Origin of the sequence: Roseovarius aquimarinus, from assembly GCF_043661195.1 — a bacterium.
Taxonomy (GTDB): Bacteria; Pseudomonadota; Alphaproteobacteria; order Rhodobacterales; family Rhodobacteraceae; genus Roseovarius; species Roseovarius aquimarinus.
In genome coordinates this window covers 329,859-347,602 of record NZ_JBIHMM010000003.1, presented here as the reverse complement: position 1 = coordinate 347,602, position 17,744 = coordinate 329,859, and the positions used below count along the sequence as shown (strand labels likewise).

Below are 17,744 nucleotides of genomic sequence, written 5' to 3'. Positions count from 1 at the left end.
TTACTCGGCGGGCACGGCCATGTCGCTCTCGCTCAGCGGATGGGGCAGCTTGTCGAGCATTTCGCGCGGGCAGATTTGCAGGAAGTTGGCCCGCTCGCTCTCCCAATGCTGAAGGATATCGCGCGCGCGGCGGCTGCCGGTCTCTTCCGCGTGACGCTCGATGAGGCCCTTGAGCTGCGCCTCCCAATGCGGGTGCTCCACGGGGCCGGTCACGATCGTCTCGCGGTTCATCATCGGTGCGGCGCGGCCATTGGGATCGTAGAGATAGGCCATGCCGCCGGTCATGCCAGCGCCGAAATTGGCGCCGATCCGGCCGAGGATCACCGCGACGCCGCCGGTCATGTATTCGCACCCGTTGCTGCCGCAACCCTCGATTACCACATGCGCGCCCGAGTTGCGCACGGCAAAGCGCTCACCCGCGCGCCCGGCGGCAAAGAGATAGCCCGCCGTCGCGCCGTAGAGCACCGTATTGCCGATGATCGTGTTCTCGCCCGCCTCTAGCGGGCTCGACATGGGCGGGCGCACCACGATGATGCCGCCCGAGAGGCCCTTGCCGACATAGTCGTTGGCATCGCCCGAAACCTCGAGCTTCAGCCCCGGCGCGGCGAAGGCTCCGAGAGATTGGCCCGCGCTGCCCGACAGCTTGACAGTCAGGTGATCCGGCTGGAGGCCGTTCTTCATGCCGAACTTGCGCACGATATGGCTGCTGACGCGGGTGCCGACGGTGCGGTGCGTGTTCTGCACCGCGTAATGCAGCTGCATCTTCTCGCCATCGTCGAGGAAGCGCGCGGCATCGCGCACGATCTCGGCGTCGAGCGTATCGGGCACCGGGTTGCGCGGGCGGGCGCGGTCATAGGGCGTCTCGCTGCTGGCCACGGTGATGAGCATCGGATTGAGGTCGAGATCATCGAGATGCGCCGAGCCGCGGCTGACCTGCGTGAGAAGATCCGCGCGCCCGATCACGTCATCGAGGCTGCGCGCGCCGATCGAAGCGAGAATCTCGCGCACTTCCTGCGCATAGAAGGTGATGAGGTTCACGACCTTCTCGGCATTGCCGGTGAACTTCTCGCGCAGGGCCGGATCCTGCGTGCAGACGCCGACGGGGCAGGTGTTGCTCTGGCACTGGCGCACCATGATGCAGCCCATCGCGATGAGGGCCGCCGTGCCGATGCCGTATTCCTCGGCGCCGAGCATCGCGGCCATCACGATGTCGCGCCCGGTCCGCAGACCCCCATCCGTGCGCAGCGTGACGCGGCCCCGAAGGTTGTTCATCGACAGGACCTGATGCGCCTCGGTCAGGCCCATTTCCCAAGGCAGGCCCGCATATTTGATCGAGGTCGCGGGGCTGGCGCCGGTGCCGCCGTTATGGCCCGAAATCAGGATCACGTCGGCCTTCGCCTTGGCGACGCCCGCCGCGATGGTGCCGACACCCGACTGGGCGACGAGCTTGACCGTCACCTTGGCATGCGGGTTGATCTGCTTCAGATCGTAGATCAGCTGCGCGAGATCCTCGATCGAGTAGATATCGTGATGCGGCGGCGGCGAGATGAGCGTGACGCCCTTGGTCGAGTGGCGCAGACGCGCGATCAGCTCGGTCACCTTCATGCCGGGGAGCTGGCCGCCCTCGCCGGGCTTGGCACCCTGCGCGACCTTGATCTCGAGCTCTTCGCACTGGTTGAGGTATTCGGCGGTGACACCGAAGCGGCCCGAGGCCACCTGCTTGATCTTGGCCGACGGGTTGTCTCCGTTCGGCTCGGGGTGGAAATGCGCCGGATCCTCGCCGCCCTCGCCGCTGTCGGAGCGCGCGCCGATGCGGTTCATCGCGACATTGAGGGTCTTGTGCGCCTCGGGGCTGAGCGCGCCGAGGCTCATGCCGGGCGTGACGAAGCGTTTTCGGATCGCGGTGACCGATTCCACCTGGTCGAGCGGGATCGCCTTGCCGAGCGGCTTGATCGCCATGAGATCGCGCAGATGGATCGGCGGGGCCGATTGCATGGCCGCCGAATAGCGCTTCCAGAGCTCGAAACTGGCGGTGTTGCAGGCCGATTGCAGCATGTGCATGTTCTGCGCGCCCCAGGCGTGGGTCTCGCCGGATTTGCGGGCCTTGTAGAAACCGCCGATGGGCAGCACGTTGTCCGAGGTGCCGAAGGCCTTGGCGTGGATCTCCTCAAGCTTGGCCTGGATGCCGGTCACGCCGATGCCGCTGATGCGGCTGACGAGGCCGGGGAAATACTCGGCGCACATCGCGCGCGACAGGCCGATGGCCTCGAAGTTGAGACCGCCGCGATAGGAGGAAATCACCGAGATGCCCATCTTCGACATGATCTTGAGCAGGCCCTGATCGATCGCCTTGCGATAGCGCGCGACCGCCTCGGTCAGCGTTCCGTCCATCAGGTTGCGCTCGATCCGGTCGGCGAGGCTGTCCTCGGCGAGGTAGGCGTTGACGACCGTCGCGCCCGCGCCGATCAGCACGGCGAAGTAATGCGGATCGATGCATTCCGCGGACCGCACGTTGAGCGAGCAGAAGGTGCGCAGGCCCTTGCGCGTGAGGTGGCTGTGCACCGCCGAGGTGGCGAGGATCATCGGCATCCCGATGCGGTCCGCGCCCACGGCCTGATCGGTCAGCACCAGATGCCCAGCGCCGCTGCGCACCGCGTCCTCGGCTTCGGCGCGGATGCGTGTGAGACTGTCCTGAAGCGCGCCCGGCCCGGGCGCGAAGGTGCAGTCGATATAGCCCACATCCGAGCTGAACTGCTCCATCAGCACATTCCACTGGGCGTTGCCGACGAAGGGGCTGTCGAGCACGATGATCTGCGTCTGGGCACCGCTTTCGTCCAGCACGTTCTTGAGGTTGCCGAACCGCGTCTTGAGGCTCATCACGCGGTATTCGCGCAAGCTGTCGATGGGCGGGTTCGTGACCTGGCTGAAATTCTGGCGGAAATAATGGCTGAGCGGGCGATACTGGGTGCTGAGCACGGCGCTCGGCGTGTCGTCGCCCATCGACGCCACGGATTCCTTGCCGTCCTCGCCCATGGGGGCGAGGATCTGCTCGAGTTCCTCGATCGTGTAGCCCGCCGCGATCTGGCGGCGGCGCAGCTCGCTGCCCGTGTGCATCGGCGCTTCGCTGACCACGGCCAGCGTGTCGTCGAGCTCGTTGATCTTGCCGACCCATTCGCCGAATGGCAGGGCGGCGGCCAGCTTGTCCTTGATCTCGACATCGTGGAAAAGCTTGCCCTCCTTCATGTCGACGGCGAGCATCTGGCCCGGCCCGAGCGCGCCCTTCTCGCGGACGGTGCCCTCGTCGATCGGCACCATGCCCGCCTCGCTGCCCGCGATGACGAGGCCATCGCCGGTGACCACATAGCGCATGGGGCGCAGGCCGTTCCGGTCGAGACCCGCGCAGACCCAGCGGCCATCCGTCATCGCCAGCGCGGCGGGGCCGTCCCACGGCTCCATCACCGAGTTGCAGTAGGAATACATATCGCGCCACGCCTGCGGCAATTCCTGCGCGAGGTTCGACCACGACTCGGGCACCAGCATCGTCTTCGCCATCGGGGCGGAGCGGCCCGCCCGCACCAGCACTTCGAAGACCGAGTCGAGCGCGGCCGAGTCCGACGCGCCGCCGGGGATGATCGGCTTGATATCCTCGGCCAGATCGCCGAAGGCGCTGGAGGCCATGCGGATCTCGTGGCTCTTCATCCAGTTGCGGTTGCCCTTGAGCGTGTTGACCTCGCCGTTATGCGCCAGCATGCGGAAGGGCTGGGCCAGCCACCATTGCGGGAAGGTGTTGGTCGAATAGCGCTGATGATAGATGGCGAAGGCGGATTTGAACCGCTCGTCCATCAGGTCGGGGTAGAAGACCGCAACCTCCTCGGCCAGCATCATGCCCTTGTAGATGATCGAGCGGCAGCTCAGCGACGCGATGTAGAAATTCGCGATCCCGGCGGCGATGACCGCCTTCTCGATCCGGCGGCGGATGACGTAAAGCTCGCGCTCGAACGCTTCCTCCTCGATGCCCTTGGCATTGGAAATGAGGATCTGTTCGATTTCGGGCCGCGTCGCGTTCGCCTTCTCGCCGAGACAGTCGATATTCACCGGAACGTGGCGCCAGCCATAGATCGTGTGGCCCATGCGCAGCACTTCGGTCTCGACGATGGTCCGGCAGGCCTCCTGCGCGCCGAAATCGGTGCGCGGCAGGAAGACCTGACCCACGGCGACGAGTTGATCCTGACGCGGCTCATGCCCGGTGCGGCGGATCTGGTCGTAGAAGAACGGCACCGGAATTTGCAGATGGATGCCCGCGCCATCGCCGGTCTTGCCATCCGCATCGACCGCACCGCGATGCCAGATCGCCTTGAGCGCGTTGATGCCCGCCTGCACGACGCGGCGCGAGCGCTTGCCGCTGACGGCGACGACAAGGCCGACACCGCAGGAGGAATGCTCCTCCTCATGCGCATACATGCCGTTCTCGGCCAGCCAATCGCGCTTGGCCTGCTCTTCGGAGGCCCAATTCGCATCGAAACCATTCATCGCCTCAGCCTCCCCGCGCGTGTTTTGCGCCATGTCGTTCATTTTTCCGAACCCGCTCATTCCGCCGCCACCGCCTGGGGCGCGGCCAGATCGTTCAGGATCGCCTCCGCGCAGTCGCGCCCGTCGCGGATCGCCCAGACGACGAGGCTCGCGCCGCGCACGATGTCGCCGATGGCATAGACGCCCGGCAGCGACGTGCGCCCCGTGGTGAATTCCGCCTTGATGGTGCCCCAGCGGGTCACCTCGAGTTCTGGCTGGTCCCAGAGAGTCGGCAGCTCCTCCGCCTCGAAGCCGAGCGCCTTGATCACCAGATCGGCCGGCTCGTCATGCACGGCGCCCTCGATCTCCTCGGGCGTCTGGCGGCCGGTGATATCGGGGGCGCCAAGGCGCATCTGCTGGACGCGCACCGAGGTGACGGGATCGCCCGAGAAGCCCTTTGGCAGGCTGAGCCAAGCGAATTCGACGCCCTCCTCCTCGGCATTGGCGACCTCGCGCTGGCTGCCCGGCATATTCGTGCGGTCGCGGCGATAAAGGCATTTGACCGATGTCGCGCCCTGACGGATGGCGGTGCGCACGCAGTCCATCGCGGTGTCGCCGCCGCCGATCACGACGACGCGCTTGCCCTTGGCATTGAGCGTGCCGTCGTCGAATTCGGGCACGGCATCGCCGAAGGATTGCCGGTTGCTTGTGGTCAGGTAGTCGATGGCGCGCACGATGCCCTTCGCGCCCGATCCGGGGCCCTGCAACTCGCGTGATTTGTAGACGCCGGTGGCGATGATGAGCGCATCATGCGCGGCGCGCAGCTCCGCAAAGCTCACGTCCTCGCCCACGTTGCAGTCAAGCCGGAAGCTGACGCCCCCCGCCTCGAGCTGCTCCATACGGCGCATGACCACGTCCTTTTCCAGCTTGAAGCCGGGGATGCCGTAAGTCATGAGACCGCCGCCCCGGTCATACCGGTCATAGACGGTGACCTGCACGCCGGCACGGCGCAGCATGTCCGCAGCGGCCAGCCCGCCGGGGCCGGCGCCTATGATGCCGACGCTCTCGGCGCGCTCCTGCGCGGGTTTGGCGGGCGTGACCCAGCCTTCCTCCCACGCGGTGTCAGTGATGTATTTCTCGACCGAGCCGATGGTGACGGTGCCGTGGCCCGATTGCTCGATCACGCAATTCCCCTCGCAGAGGCGGTCCTGCGGGCAGATGCGGCCGCAGATCTCGGGGAAGGTGTTCGTGGCCTGGCTGATCTCGTAGGCCTCGCGCAGACGGCCTTCGGCGGTGAGGCGCAGCCAGTCGGGGATGTTGTTGTGAAGCGGACAATGGCTCTGGCAATAAGGCACGCCGCATTGGCTGCACCGGCTCGACTGCTCGCGCGCCTTGTCCGAAGCGTATTCGGCATAGATTTCGCGGAAATCCCGCGCGCGTAGATCGGGCGGACGTTTCTCCGGCATGTCGCGCATGACGGTCGTGAATTTCAGCATCGGGTTGTCGGCCATCGGCGCACCTATCTATTCAGCAGTGCTGGGATAGACCGGTCGCGGGATGGATAAAAGACAGTACTGCTGTCCTATATATCAGTTTTCAGGAAGTTGGGTGAAATAGTAAGATCCACATCACCGATTTTATGGCAGTAGTATTTACCCATCTGTCAATATCCCGCCCAAAGCAGCCCCAAGGAGATCGTGCCGACCGCGATTCGCCACCAGCCGAACGGCGCGTACCCGTTGCGCGCAACGAAGCCGAGCAGCCATTTGACCACCAGAAGGCCGCTCACGAAGGCCATCGCGAAGCCGACTGCGATATCGCCCATGGCGCTCAGGTCCAGAACGTCGCGGTTCTTGTAGAGATCGTAGGCCACGGCCCCGGCCATCGTCGGCATCGATAGGAAGAACGAGAATTCCGCCGCCGCGCGCTTGTCGACGCCCATGAGGAGCGCGCCGACGATGGTCGCGCCCGAACGGCTGGTTCCGGGGATCATCGCGAGGCACTGAAAGAGGCCGATGCGCAGCGTCACCCAGATCGGCAGATGGGCGGCATCGTGATGGCGCGGCGCGGGCGCGAAACGGTCGACGAAGATCAAGATGATCCCGCCGAGGATCAGCATCACTGCCACCAGGACGGGCGTCTCGAACAGCACCAGCTTGATGAAATCATGCGCCAGAACCCCGACCACGAGCGCGGGCAGGAAGGCGATCAGCACCGAGGCGAGGAAACGGCGCGCCCCGGGCTTGTGCGGCGCATCGATCAAAACTTGGGCCAGCCGCGTGAAATAGACACTGAGAAGGGCGAGCACCGCGCCGAGCTGGATCACCACCTCGAAGCTGCGACCCGGCGAATGAAACCCGATGAAATGCCCGGTCAGGAGCAGATGGCCGGTGGACGAGACCGGAATGAACTCGGTCAGCCCCTCGATCAGCCCGAGGGCGGCCGCAACCAACGTGGTGTCCGACATATTTGCACCGCTCTTTGCCTCTACGCCCTGCCCGGTCGGCTCAGGGCTTTGCGGCCCGCCGGTCTGCGCCGGCGTGGCCGGGTGACGTCATCAATGCGTGCCGAGCTTGCCCGACGCGTCCTTGGCCGATTCCTTGATCGCCGCGTACTGGCCCGAGGGACGGAAGCGCCAGAGGTAATCCGGCAGCACCGCCTCGAGCGCCGTCGCCTCGATCCCGAGGTCGGGCAGCCCCTTGGCCCCTTCCGCCACGACATTGTCCGACTTGAGCGACGTGACCTGATCGCGCGTGATCTGCGCGGGGGCGAGGCCCAGCGTCACCGTCTGTCCCAGCTCCATCGCGGCGCCGAGGCCCTTGGCGGGCAGGAAGGGGATGTTCACGATGAGCCGGCGGCGGCGGATGACGCGCAGCATCAGCTCCATCAATTCGCGGAACGTATGCACGTCCGGCCCGCCCAGCTCGTAGATGCCGGGCGCCGCCTTGCCCTGCGCGGCCATCGCAGCGGCATCGGCCACATCGCCCACATAGACGGGCTGGAACTTCGTGTCCGCGCCGACGACGGGCAGCACCGGGCCCATCTTGGTCATCGCCGCGAAGCGGTTGAAGAACGCGTCTTCGGGGCCGAACACGATCGAGGGGCGCAGGATCACGGCATTCGGGAAATGCTCGAGAATGCCTTTCTCGCCGCGGCCCTTGCTCTGGGCATAGAGGCTGTCCCCGTCCACATCCGCGCCGATGGCCGAAAGGTACACCAGTTGCTCGGCGCCCTCCTCGGCGGCCATGCGGGCGATGCGCGTCGCGCCGTCGTCCTGCACGGCGTCGAAATTGTTCTTGCCCTTGCGATCGAAGGTGCCAACGCAATTGACCACCGCATCCGCGCCGCGCGTGACCGAGCGCACGGACTCGTCGTTGCGAATGTTGCAGATCACCGGCTCGACCTGGCCGACGACGCCGTAGGTGCGCACGAATCCCGCCGCCTCGGGGCGCCGGCACGCGACTCGCACACGCCATCCCGCCTGGGCCATCCGGTATGCGACATAGCGGCCGACAAAGCCCGATCCGCCAAAGATTGTGACCAGTTTCGACATGTAGAAAGCCTCCGGCGCGCCGTCATTCCTGTTCTAGCGCCTACCGTCCTACCCGCGACGCGCCGCGCGGGCAAGGCGAGACCGCGCGCCGCGCGAAAAAGCCCGTTGACACGCCCCTGCCCCCCGTCTAAACGCCCCCTCACGTGACCTGCCCAGGTGGCGGAATGGTAGACGCGCTAGCTTCAGGTGCTAGTACTGGCAACGGTGTGGAGGTTCGAGTCCTCTCCTGGGCACCAATTCCTCAAAGTCGAAACCGCTGCGAATTCCGACGCTTCACCAGGCGCGCCTCACCGCTTGCGCGCCTTGGCCTTGCGCCAGCGGCGGTTTTCGCTGAGGGCGGCTCTCAGCGTTGCCAGGGGGTGGCGCAGTGCCGGGCCGAGGAGGGCACGGGCGCCTTCAGTGATGTAGCGCAGGCGGGTTTCGCGGGCCGCAAGGGCCTTCGAGATGGCGCGCTGCATCCGGTCCTGCTCGGCATGGCCGAAGGTTTCCAGGTCCACCGCGCGCTGCTTGAGAACCGCGATCTGCATGCGCAGTTCGCACTCGCGGCGGCGGCGGGTGTCGGCAAGTGTCTCGGCGCGGTGCGCGCTGTTAGTGAGGCCCGCCCCGATGCGGTAAGTTACGAGCTCTTCGTCGATCACGGCGACGCGGCCCGCCAGTGCCGCGCGAAAGCCGCAGACCAGATCTTCGAAACACTCCTCGAACCGGATGGGGCCGAATGCCGAGAAGAGGTCTCGGTGCCAGGCCGAAGTCGCGCCGAGATAGAGCTGCATGGAGGTGGCCGCCCGCGTCGCATCGACAGCGTGATAGAAATCGGCCTTGGCATAGACGCGGGGCGCGGGCCTGCCCTCGGCATCGACGACGGCGGCATGCGAGCAGACGAGCCAGGGACGGCCCTGCTCGAACGTCTCCATGATGCGCCGGGCGCGATGCGGATGGCATAGATCGTCGCCGGCGCAGTTGATGATGACATCGGCATCGGTCAACTCGAAGATGCGGTGCACATGCCCGATCACGCCCAGATTCCGGGGGTTCCGATTGAGCGTGACGCGGTGCGGCCCGGCATAGGCCGCCGCTTCCTGCTCGAGAATGCCGAAGGTGCCGTCTTTCGAGCAATCGTCGCTGAAGATGATCTCGGTCGGCGGGCAATCCTGCGCGAGCATCGCGCGGGCGGCGGCGCGCACGCAATCCTCGTGATTATAGGCATAAAGCACGATGGCATAGCGCAGATCAGTCATGCGGGGGCCTTTCGCCGCGAACGCTCCGGACGCGGGTGGGTATGGCATATGGGCGGCGGGCGCGAAACGGCTTTGTTGCGGGACGCCTCTTTGCAGGGGGTGCGCGGTCTGGCATGTGGAGGCGAGACAGAGGTTAGCGAGGCGGCGCGGATGCAGGGCAAGGAATTCACGCGGTACGCGGTTTACTGGACGCCGCCGCCCGGCCCGCTCGCTGGGTTCGGCGCGGCGTGGCTTGGCTGGGATCCGGCGAGCGGCACGGCGCCGGAGGCTCTTGCGGTGGAGGGTCTTGCGACCGGGGAAATCACCGAGACGCCCCGGCCCTATGGGCTGCATGCGACTATGAAGGCGCCTTTCCGGCTGGCCGAGGGACGGACGGCGGCGGAGCTTTGCCGCGCGTTTCACGACTTCGCGGCGCGGCAGGCGCCCGTCATGCTGGACGGCCTCGCCCTTGCGCGGCTCGGGCGCTTTCTGTGCCTCAGGCCCGAAGGCAAGGCGGGGGCGCTGGACAGGCTCGCCGCGGATGCGGTGCGGGATCTGGACGGGTTTCGCGCGCCGCTTACCGAAGCCGAGATCGCGCGGCGCAGGCAAGGCGGCCTCGCGCCCGAGGCCGATGCGCTGATGCTGCACTGGGGCTATCCGCATGTGATGCAGCGGTTCCGCTTTCACGTGACGCTCACCGGCCAGCTCGACCCCGAAACGATGTCCCGCGCCGAGGCCGCGCTGGCGCCGATGCTGGAGCCGCTCCTGACCCGGCCCTTCCCCATCGATGCGCTCAGCCTCATGGGCGAGGACCGGCAGAAACGCTTCCATCTGATCGCCCGCGCGCCTTTGGGCGACACCCGGCAAGGCTGAGCGCGGACGGCTGGCGATTGCCCCCATGCGGGGGTTATGATGTATGGGCGCAGTCATCGACGTGGAAGGCACCCCATGAGAACCGTCATTTTCATTCCGGCCCGCTATGCGTCTTCCCGGTATCCGGGCAAGCCGCTGGCCGAGTTGCGCCAGAAGGACGGCAGCACCAAAAGCCTGATCCGCATGAGCTGGGAGGCGGCGCGGGCCATCGAGGGCGTCGATGCCGTCTATGTGGCGACGGATGACGCGCGCATCGCCGAGCATGCGCGGGGTTTCGGCGCGGAGGTGATCATGACCTCGGAGGCGTGCGAGAACGGCACGGCGCGCTGCGCCGAGGCGGCGGCGCAACTCGGCGAGGCGCCCGATCTGGTGGTCAATTTCCAAGGCGATGCACCGCTCACGCCGCCCTGGTTCGTCGAGGGCCTCATTGCGGCGATGAAGGCGGATGCGTCGGTCCAGATGGCGACGCCCGTGCTGCGCTGCGACCGGCAGACCTACGAGAATTTCACCGAGGACCGTAGGAACGGCCGCGTCGGCGGCACGACGGCGGTGTTCGACCGGCATATGAACGCGCTCTATTTCTCCAAAGAAGTGCTCCCCTATATCGCGCCCGGCAAGCTGCCCGAGCCGATCCCCGTCTTTCACCATGTCGGTGTCTATGCCTACCGGCCCGGGGCGCTGAAGGCCTATATCGAGACGCCGGTGTCGGAGCTGGAGACGCTCGAAGGGCTGGAACAGCTGCGCTTTCTGAGCGCGGGGCTGGCGGTGCGCTGCGTCGAGGTGGAGGCGCGCGGGCGCCTTTTCTGGGAGCTGAACAACCCCGAGGACGTGGCCCGGATCGAGGCGGCACTGGAGGCATCATGATCGAGACGACACCCATCAAGGTCGGCGATATCGAGATCGGCGGCACCGCGCCTTTCGCGCTCATCACCGGCCCCTGCCAGTTGGAAAGCCTCGAGCACGCGCGCATGATGGCCGGGCGGATCGCCGAAGCCTGCGCCGAGACGGGCACGCGCTTCATCTTCAAGGCAAGCTACGACAAGGCGAACCGTTCGTCCCTGTCGACGCAGCGCGGCCTCGGCATGGACGAGGGTCTGACGATCCTCGACAAGATCCGCGGCGAGTTCGGCTGTCCGGTGCTGACCGATGTGCATGACGCGCATCAATGCGCTCCGGCAGGCGAGGTGGTGGACGTGATCCAGATCCCCGCCTTTCTCTGCCGCCAGACAGACCTGCTGCTGGCCGCGGGCGAGACGGGGCGCGCCATCAATGTGAAGAAGGGTCAGTTCCTCGCGCCCTGGGATATGGGCAACGTGGCCGAAAAGATCGCCAGCACCGGCAATACGCGCATCATGCTCTGCGATCGGGGCACGTCCTTCGGCTACAACACGCTGGTCAGCGATTTTCGCGGACTGCCGGTGATGGCGCGCACGGGCTATCCGGTGGTGTTCGACGCCACGCATTCGGTGCAGCAACCCGGCGGGCAGGGCACGACCTCGGGCGGGCAGCGCGAGTTCGCGCCGGTTCTGGCGCGAGCGGCGGTGGCGGTGGGCGTCTCGGCTCTCTTCATCGAAACGCACGAGGCGCCCGACACGGCGCCGAGCGACGGGCCGAACATGATTCCCGTGGACAAGATGAAGGCCCTGATCGGGCAGTTGCGGCAGATCGACGATCTGACGAAGGCCCAGCCGGAGATAGATCTGGCGACATGACGTCGCGGCATTCGGCTTGGGAGGGGCCTTCACCCTCTTGCGATTTGCTTTACGTTAAGGTCCGATAGGATCGATACGCCCTTGGTGACAAGGACAACGGCGATCGTAGGGCCGGTTCGGGCCGGCCGTCCGCCGACGCCTCGGGTGCAGGGAACACGGACGCATCGCAGGGCGTTGAGCGATCAATGAAGGGAGTCTGCCCATGTCTTCGTTTAGAGCGAAATACATCACACGGCCCATCCACGGCTGGGCGAAAAAGGCACTGCCGGCCCTGTCGGAGACCGAGAGCGAGGCGCTGAACGCCGGCGAGGTCTGGTGGGAGAAAGAGCTTTTCTCGGGCAATCCCGACTGGTCGAAGCTGCATGAGGTCAAGGCGCCGGTTCTGACCGAAGAGGAGCAGGCCTTCATCGATGGCCCCTGCACCGAGCTTTGCGCGATGCTGGACGATTGGGCGATCAACCAGGACACCGCCGATCTGGCGCCCGAGGTCTGGCAGTTCCTGCGCGAGAAGGGCTTTTTCGGGATGATCATCCCGAAGGCGCATGGCGGTCTCGAGTTCTCGGCCTTCGCGCATTCGGAGATCGTGCGCTTCATCTCGACCCGTTCGGTCGCCGCCGCGGTGACCGTGATGGTGCCCAATTCGCTCGGGCCGGGCGAGCTTCTGCACCAGTTCGGCACCAAGGAGCAGCAGGATTACTGGCTGCCCCGTTTGGCCGACGGGCGCGAATTGCCGGCCTTCGGCCTCACCAGCGCCGAGGCAGGCAGCGACGCGGGCGCGATGATCGACGCGGGCGTCGTCTGCAAGGGCATGTGGAAAGGCGAGGAGGTGCTGGGCATCCGCCTCAACTGGGCCAAGCGCTACATCACGCTGGCGCCCGTCTGCACGGTCCTGGGTCTCGCGTTTCAAATGCGCGACCCGGACGGGCTTCTCGGCGGCGACGAGGATATCGGCATCACCTGCGCGCTGGTTCCGACCGATCTGGAAGGCGTCGAGACGGGGCGGCGCCATATTCCCGCGTCGACCATGTTCATGAACGGGCCGACGACCGGCAAGGACGTCTTCATCCCGCTCGAGAACATTATCGGCGGGCCGGATTATGCCGGGCGCGGCTGGATGATGCTGATGAGCGCGCTGGCCGCGGGGCGGGGCATCTCGCTTCCGTCCATGGGCTGCGCCGCCATCGCCCTGAGCGCGCATACGACCGGCGCGTATGCGCGCATCCGCGAGCAGTTCCGCCTGCCGATTGGCAAGTTCGGCGGCGTTCAGATGCGCATGGGCAAGCTCGCCGCCGACGCCTATTCGATGGATGCGGCGCGGCACCTGACCTGCGCGGGCCTCGACGAGGGGCGCGCGCTGTCGGTCATTTCGGCGATCATGAAGGCGCATGCCACGTTCCGCATGCGCGAGGCGCTCAACGACGCGATGGACGTGCATTCGGGCAAGGCGGTGATCGACGGGCCGTCCAACTATCTGCTGGCGCTCTACCGCGCCGTGCCCATCGGGATCACCGTCGAGGGCGCCAACATCGTCACGCGCAGCCTCATCATTTTCGGCCAAGGCTCGATCCGGGCACATCCGCACATGCTCGACAACATGATGGCGCTTCAGGAGCCGGACAAGCGCAAGTCTCTGGAGGCGTTCGACAAATCAGTCTGGGCGCATATCGGGCATACCACCAGGACGCTCTTCCGCGCTTGGGGCCGCGCATTGACCGGCGGGCGTTTCGCGCCCGCGCCGGACGCGGGCAAGGCCACGCATATCTATCGCCGCCTGTCGCGCTGGTCGGCGGCCTATGCACTGACGGCCGATGTCTGCTTCCTGACGCTAGGCGGCGCGCTCAAGCGCAAGGAAATGCTGTCGAGCCGGATGGGCGATATCCTGTCGGAGATGTATATCCTTTCCGCCGCTCTGAAGCGTTGGGAGGACGAAGGCCGTCAGGAGACCGATCTGCCGGTGCTGAACTACGCCGCCGAGGCGGGTTTCCAGCGCATCCAGACGTCGCTTGACGATGTGATCGCCAATCTGCCGGCCCGCTGGGCCGCGTGGATCCTGCGCGCGATCACCCTGCCCGGCCGCCGCGAAATGGGGCCGAGCGATACGCTCGTCGAGACGTGCAGCGATCTGATCTATGCGTCCTCGCCCACGCGCGACCGCATCACCAGCGGCATCGGCGGCGGCTGCACGCATCCGGGCATTGCGCTGCTCAACCGCTGCTACGACATGGTGAACGACATGGCGCCTGTGATGAAACGGCTGCGCGATGCCCGCAAGACGCCCGAAGACGCGCGCGAGGCGAACCTCATCAGCGCGGCGGAGCTGGAGCGGGTCCGCGAGATGCAGGAAGTGGTGGCGCAGGTGATCGCGGTGGACGATTTCACACCCGAAGAACTGCCGCGCTACTTCCGCAACTACGTGCCGAACGCGCAGAACAAGCTTGCCCGTATGGAGACACCGCAGGAGGCCGCAGAATGACCCAAGCGCAACGAGTTTTCCTTGTCGATGGCGCGCGCACACCGTTCCTCAAGGCGCGCGGCACGCCGGGGCCGTTCACGCCGGTGGATCTCGCCGTGCAATGCGGGCGCCCCCTGCTGGCGCGGCAGCCCTTCGCGCGGGAGGCGTTCGATCTTTGCATCCTCGGCTGCGTCAACGTGATGGCGGACGAGATGAACCCCGCCCGTGTCGCGGCGCTGCGGCTGGGCCTCGGCGAGCGGATGGTCGCCTTCACGATGCAGATCAACTGCGGCTCGGGGATGCAGAGCATCGACACGGCCTATCGCTATATCCGAGACGGCAGCCACGACATGATCCTCGCGGGCGGTGCTGAATCGCTGAGCCACACGCCGCTGATCCTGCGCCAATCCGCCGCCAAGTGGATGGGACGCATGGCCGGCGCGCGCAGCACGGTGGACAAGCTGAAGCTTCTGGGCGACGTGCGCCCGAACTTTTTCAAGCCGGTCATCGGGCTCGAGCGGGGGCTGACCGATCCGATCACCGATCTGGGCATGGGGCAGACCGCCGAAATCCTCGCGCACCGCTTCGGCATCACGCGCGAGATGGCGGATGAATACGCGATGCAAAGCCATCACCGTCTCGCCGCCGCGCAGAAGGACGGCACTTTCGACAACGAGGTCATGCCGGCGTTCGGCACCGATGGCCGCGTCTACGACCACGATGACGGCGTGCGTCCCGACAGCGACATGGAAGGGCTGTCGAAGCCCAAGCCGGTGTTCGAGAAGCCTTACGGCAAGGTCACGGCGGGCAATTCGAGCCAGATCACCGACGGCGCGAGCTGGGTGATCGTCGCGTCGCAAAAGGCGGTCGACGCGCATGGGCTGGAGCCGCTGGCCGAGATCACGGACAGCGAATGGGCGGGTCTCGATCCCTCGGTCATGGGCCTCGGGCCTGTCATGTCGTCGAGCCCGATCACGCAGCGGCACAACCTCGGCGTTGACGATATCGACCTTTGGGAGCTGAACGAGGCCTTCGCCGCGCAGGTTCTTTCCTGCGTGGCCGCGTGGGATCACGAGGAATTCTGCCGGGAGGTGCTGGGCTATGACGGAGCTTTCGGGCGGATCGACCGCGACCGGCTGAACGTGCATGGCGGGGCGATCAGCCTCGGCCACCCAGTGGGGACGAGCGGTAACCGGATCGTTCTGCACCTCGCCAACGCGATGAAGAAACGCGGCGCCAAGCGAGGCATCGCCACCGAGTGCATCGGCGGCGGTCTCGGCGGCGCCATGATGCTGGAGGCTGTGCGATGACCGGACCCGTGATGGAATTTCTGGGCGAAGAGCTGCGCGAGATGGGCGGCGCGGGCACGCGCGAGGGTAACTGGCGCAGCGGGCGCGACGCGAACGGCGTTCTGTGGCTCGTCATGGATTGCGAGGGCAGCGGCACCAACGTCATCTCGCGCAAGGTTCTGGAAGAGCTGAACGCGCATCTGGCCGCCGCGGAGCGCGATCTGCCGAAGGCGCTCGTAATCCGTTCGGCAAAGGATGGCGGGTTCGCCGCCGGGGCCGACATTTCCGAGTTCAAGGACGTTGCCGACGATCCCGAGACCCTTCTGCGCGAAGGGCATGCGGTGTTCGACAGACTCGCTGCACTCAAATGCCCTACGATCTGCGTGGTGCATGGCGCCTGTCTCGGTGGCGGTTTCGAATTGGCGCTGGCATGTGATTACCGGATCGGGCTGTGCGGCGCGTCCTTCTCCTTTCCCGAGGTGATGCTGGGCCTGCATCCGGGGCTTGGCGGCACGTTCCGCTCGCTCAACCTGATCGATCCGATCGAGGCGATGACGCTGATGCTGACCGGCAAGACGGCGCATACGAAGAAGGCGAAGTCGCTTGGCCTTCTCGATGCGGTAATCGAGGAGCGCCATGTCGCTTCGGCAGTGGCCGCCGCCGTCGCGGGCAAACTCAAGCGGCCCGAGCCGGGGCTGAAGGCGCGCGCAATGAACTACGCGACGGCCCGCGGATATGCTGTGCGCCAGATGCGCGCGCAGACCGAAAAGAAGGCACCGAAAGAGCATTACCCGGCGCCCCACGCGATGATCGATCTGTGGGAAAAGCACGGTCAGGACCGCAAGGCGATGCAGAAGGCCGAGATCAAATCCTTCGGTTCGCTCCTGCAGACGCAGACCTCGCAAAACCTTCAGCGCGCGTTCTTCCTTCGGCAGCGGCTGCGGGGCAACGCAAAGGGCGAGGATGAGATCGCGCATGTGCACGTGATCGGCGCGGGCGCGATGGGCGCCGAGATCGCCGCCATGTCGGCCATTCGCGGCAAGCGTGTCACGCTGGGCGATACCTCGCCCGAGGCGCTGGCGCGCGCGATGAAGCTCGCCTACGAGATTTGCGGCTCGAAACACCTAGGTAGTCTCGAAAGGCGCGATGCGCTCGACCGTCTGATGCCGGATTCCAAGGGTTACGGCATCGGGGCGGCGGATCTGGTGATCGAGGCCGGTCCCGAGAGGATGGAGATCAAGCAGAGCATCTACGCGGATCTGGCCAAGCGCTTGAAAAAGGGTGCCATCCTCGCCAGCAACACGTCGAGCCTGTCGGTCGATGCGCTGGCGGGTCATGCGCCCGTGGCCGCGAATTTCGCGGGCCTGCATTTCTTCAACCCGGTTTCGAAAATCGATCTGGTCGAAGTCATCCAAGGCGCCAAGACATCGAAGAAAACGGCCGCGCGGCTCGCGGCCTTCTGCGGCGCGATCAAAAAGCTGCCGGTGCATGTGGCCGACTATCCCGGCTTCCTCGTGAACAGGGCGTTGGTGCCCTACATGATGGAGGCGATGGCACTCATGGACGAAGGCGTGTCGAAGGAGGTCATCGACACGGCGGCGCTGCGGTTCGGAATGCCGATGGGGCCGGTCACGCTGGCCGACCAAGTGGGGCTCGATATCGGGCTACATGTCGCGGTCAGCCTTTCGGAGAACCTCGAAAAGCCGATGGCGCCCATTTCCGACAGGCTGCGCGCCAAGGTGGCGGCGTCCGAGACAGGCAAGAAGGCTGGCAAGGGCTTCTACGATTGGTCGCAAGGCACGCCGCATCCCGATAGCGACGAGGGTGCGCCCGACGATCTGACCGATCGGCTGATTCTGCCGATGCTGAACGCCTGCGCCGAGCTTCTGCGCAAGGACGTGGTGAAGGATCCCGACGATATCGACGCCGCGATGATCTTCGCGACCGGTTGGGCACCCTTCCGGGGCGGGCCGATGCACTACGCACGGCGCCGCGGCGTTCCCGAGATCGTCGAGCAGTTGAAGCGGCTCGAGAAGGCGCATGGCGAACGTTTCGCGCCCGACGAGGGGTGGGACCGGCTCAAGTAACATCAGGCGCGCGTTGGATTTGCCATTTCGCGCGCCGATGATCCGCAGTAGGCCG

Annotated in this window: 11 protein-coding genes and 1 tRNA gene; 7 read left to right on the top strand and 5 right to left on the bottom strand. The window is 66.0% G+C overall.

Annotated elements, in window-relative coordinates; translation table 11 throughout:
- The 4 genes from gltB to ACGRVM_RS12255 form a co-directional block, all read right to left on the bottom strand.
- Positions 1–4,530 carry a glutamate synthase large subunit gene (gene gltB / locus ACGRVM_RS12270; RefSeq protein ID WP_377172046.1) on the bottom strand — a complete coding sequence of 1,510 codons (4,530 nt, stop codon included), beginning with the start codon at positions 4,528–4,530 and terminating at the stop codon, positions 1–3.
- 56 nt (positions 4,531–4,586) lie between these two features.
- Positions 4,587–6,020: an NAD(P)-dependent oxidoreductase gene (locus tag ACGRVM_RS12265; RefSeq protein ID WP_377172044.1), complete on the bottom strand. Its 1,434-nt coding sequence runs from the start codon at positions 6,018–6,020 to the stop codon at positions 4,587–4,589.
- Between the two features lie 152 nt (positions 6,021–6,172).
- Positions 6,173–6,976 (bottom strand): undecaprenyl-diphosphate phosphatase, encoded by an 804-nt coding sequence (locus ACGRVM_RS12260; protein WP_377172042.1) that lies wholly within the window; start codon positions 6,974–6,976, stop codon positions 6,173–6,175.
- A 90-nt stretch (positions 6,977–7,066) separates the two neighbouring features.
- A complete protein-coding gene (locus tag ACGRVM_RS12255; RefSeq protein WP_377172040.1) occupies positions 7,067–8,062 on the bottom strand; it encodes a complex I NDUFA9 subunit family protein in 996 nt (331 codons plus the stop codon).
- A gap of 150 nt (positions 8,063–8,212) precedes the next feature.
- Between ACGRVM_RS12255 and ACGRVM_RS12250 the strand changes: the two genes are divergently transcribed.
- Positions 8,213–8,298: transfer RNA gene (locus ACGRVM_RS12250), tRNA-Leu, on the top strand.
- A gap of 51 nt (positions 8,299–8,349) precedes the next feature.
- On the opposite strand, the gene ACGRVM_RS12245 is transcribed toward ACGRVM_RS12250, so the two are convergent.
- Positions 8,350–9,297 carry a glycosyltransferase gene (locus ACGRVM_RS12245; RefSeq protein WP_377172038.1) on the bottom strand — a complete coding sequence of 316 codons (948 nt, stop codon included), beginning with the start codon at positions 9,295–9,297 and terminating at the stop codon, positions 8,350–8,352.
- Positions 9,298–9,447: 150 nt separating this feature from the next.
- Between ACGRVM_RS12245 and ACGRVM_RS12240 the strand changes: the two genes are divergently transcribed.
- The 6 genes from ACGRVM_RS12240 (at position 9,448) to ACGRVM_RS12215 (ending at position 17,689) form a co-directional block, all read left to right on the top strand.
- Positions 9,448–10,149: a DUF1045 domain-containing protein gene (locus tag ACGRVM_RS12240; protein ID WP_377172037.1), complete on the top strand. Its 702-nt coding sequence runs from the start codon at positions 9,448–9,450 to the stop codon at positions 10,147–10,149.
- 75 nt (positions 10,150–10,224) lie between these two features.
- Complete coding sequence (locus ACGRVM_RS12235; protein WP_377172035.1) at positions 10,225–11,013, top strand: 3-deoxy-manno-octulosonate cytidylyltransferase; 789 nt, start codon at positions 10,225–10,227, stop codon at positions 11,011–11,013.
- Positions 11,010–11,861 carry a 3-deoxy-8-phosphooctulonate synthase gene (gene kdsA / locus ACGRVM_RS12230; RefSeq protein ID WP_377172033.1) on the top strand — a complete coding sequence of 284 codons (852 nt, stop codon included), beginning with the start codon at positions 11,010–11,012 and terminating at the stop codon, positions 11,859–11,861. Before ACGRVM_RS12235 ends, kdsA begins: the two co-directional genes overlap by 4 nt.
- Before the next feature lie 202 nt (positions 11,862–12,063).
- Positions 12,064–14,334 (top strand): acyl-CoA dehydrogenase, encoded by a 2,271-nt coding sequence (locus ACGRVM_RS12225; protein ID WP_377172031.1) that lies wholly within the window; start codon positions 12,064–12,066, stop codon positions 14,332–14,334.
- Positions 14,331–15,623 carry an acetyl-CoA C-acetyltransferase gene (locus ACGRVM_RS12220; protein WP_377172029.1) on the top strand — a complete coding sequence of 431 codons (1,293 nt, stop codon included), beginning with the start codon at positions 14,331–14,333 and terminating at the stop codon, positions 15,621–15,623. Before ACGRVM_RS12225 ends, ACGRVM_RS12220 begins: the two co-directional genes overlap by 4 nt.
- A complete protein-coding gene (locus tag ACGRVM_RS12215) occupies positions 15,620–17,689 on the top strand; it encodes a 3-hydroxyacyl-CoA dehydrogenase NAD-binding domain-containing protein (RefSeq protein WP_377172027.1) in 2,070 nt (689 codons plus the stop codon). Before ACGRVM_RS12220 ends, ACGRVM_RS12215 begins: the two co-directional genes overlap by 4 nt.
- Positions 17,690–17,744 lie beyond the last annotated feature (55 nt).

Coding starts and splice junctions, on each gene's coding strand:
- gltB (WP_377172046.1), bottom strand. CDS start 4,530: ATGAATGGTTTCGATGCGAATTGGGCCTCCGAAGAGCAGGCCAAGCGC.
- ACGRVM_RS12265 (WP_377172044.1), bottom strand. CDS start 6,020: ATGGCCGACAACCCGATGCTGAAATTCACGACCGTCATGCGCGACATG.
- ACGRVM_RS12260 (WP_377172042.1), bottom strand. CDS start 6,976: ATGTCGGACACCACGTTGGTTGCGGCCGCCCTCGGGCTGATCGAGGGG.
- ACGRVM_RS12255 (WP_377172040.1), bottom strand. CDS start 8,062: ATGTCGAAACTGGTCACAATCTTTGGCGGATCGGGCTTTGTCGGCCGC.
- ACGRVM_RS12245 (WP_377172038.1), bottom strand. CDS start 9,297: ATGACTGATCTGCGCTATGCCATCGTGCTTTATGCCTATAATCACGAG.
- ACGRVM_RS12240 (WP_377172037.1), top strand. CDS start 9,448: ATGCAGGGCAAGGAATTCACGCGGTACGCGGTTTACTGGACGCCGCCG.
- ACGRVM_RS12235 (WP_377172035.1), top strand. CDS start 10,225: ATGAGAACCGTCATTTTCATTCCGGCCCGCTATGCGTCTTCCCGGTAT.
- kdsA (WP_377172033.1), top strand. CDS start 11,010: ATGATCGAGACGACACCCATCAAGGTCGGCGATATCGAGATCGGCGGC.
- ACGRVM_RS12225 (WP_377172031.1), top strand. CDS start 12,064: ATGTCTTCGTTTAGAGCGAAATACATCACACGGCCCATCCACGGCTGG.
- ACGRVM_RS12220 (WP_377172029.1), top strand. CDS start 14,331: ATGACCCAAGCGCAACGAGTTTTCCTTGTCGATGGCGCGCGCACACCG.
- ACGRVM_RS12215 (WP_377172027.1), top strand. CDS start 15,620: ATGACCGGACCCGTGATGGAATTTCTGGGCGAAGAGCTGCGCGAGATG.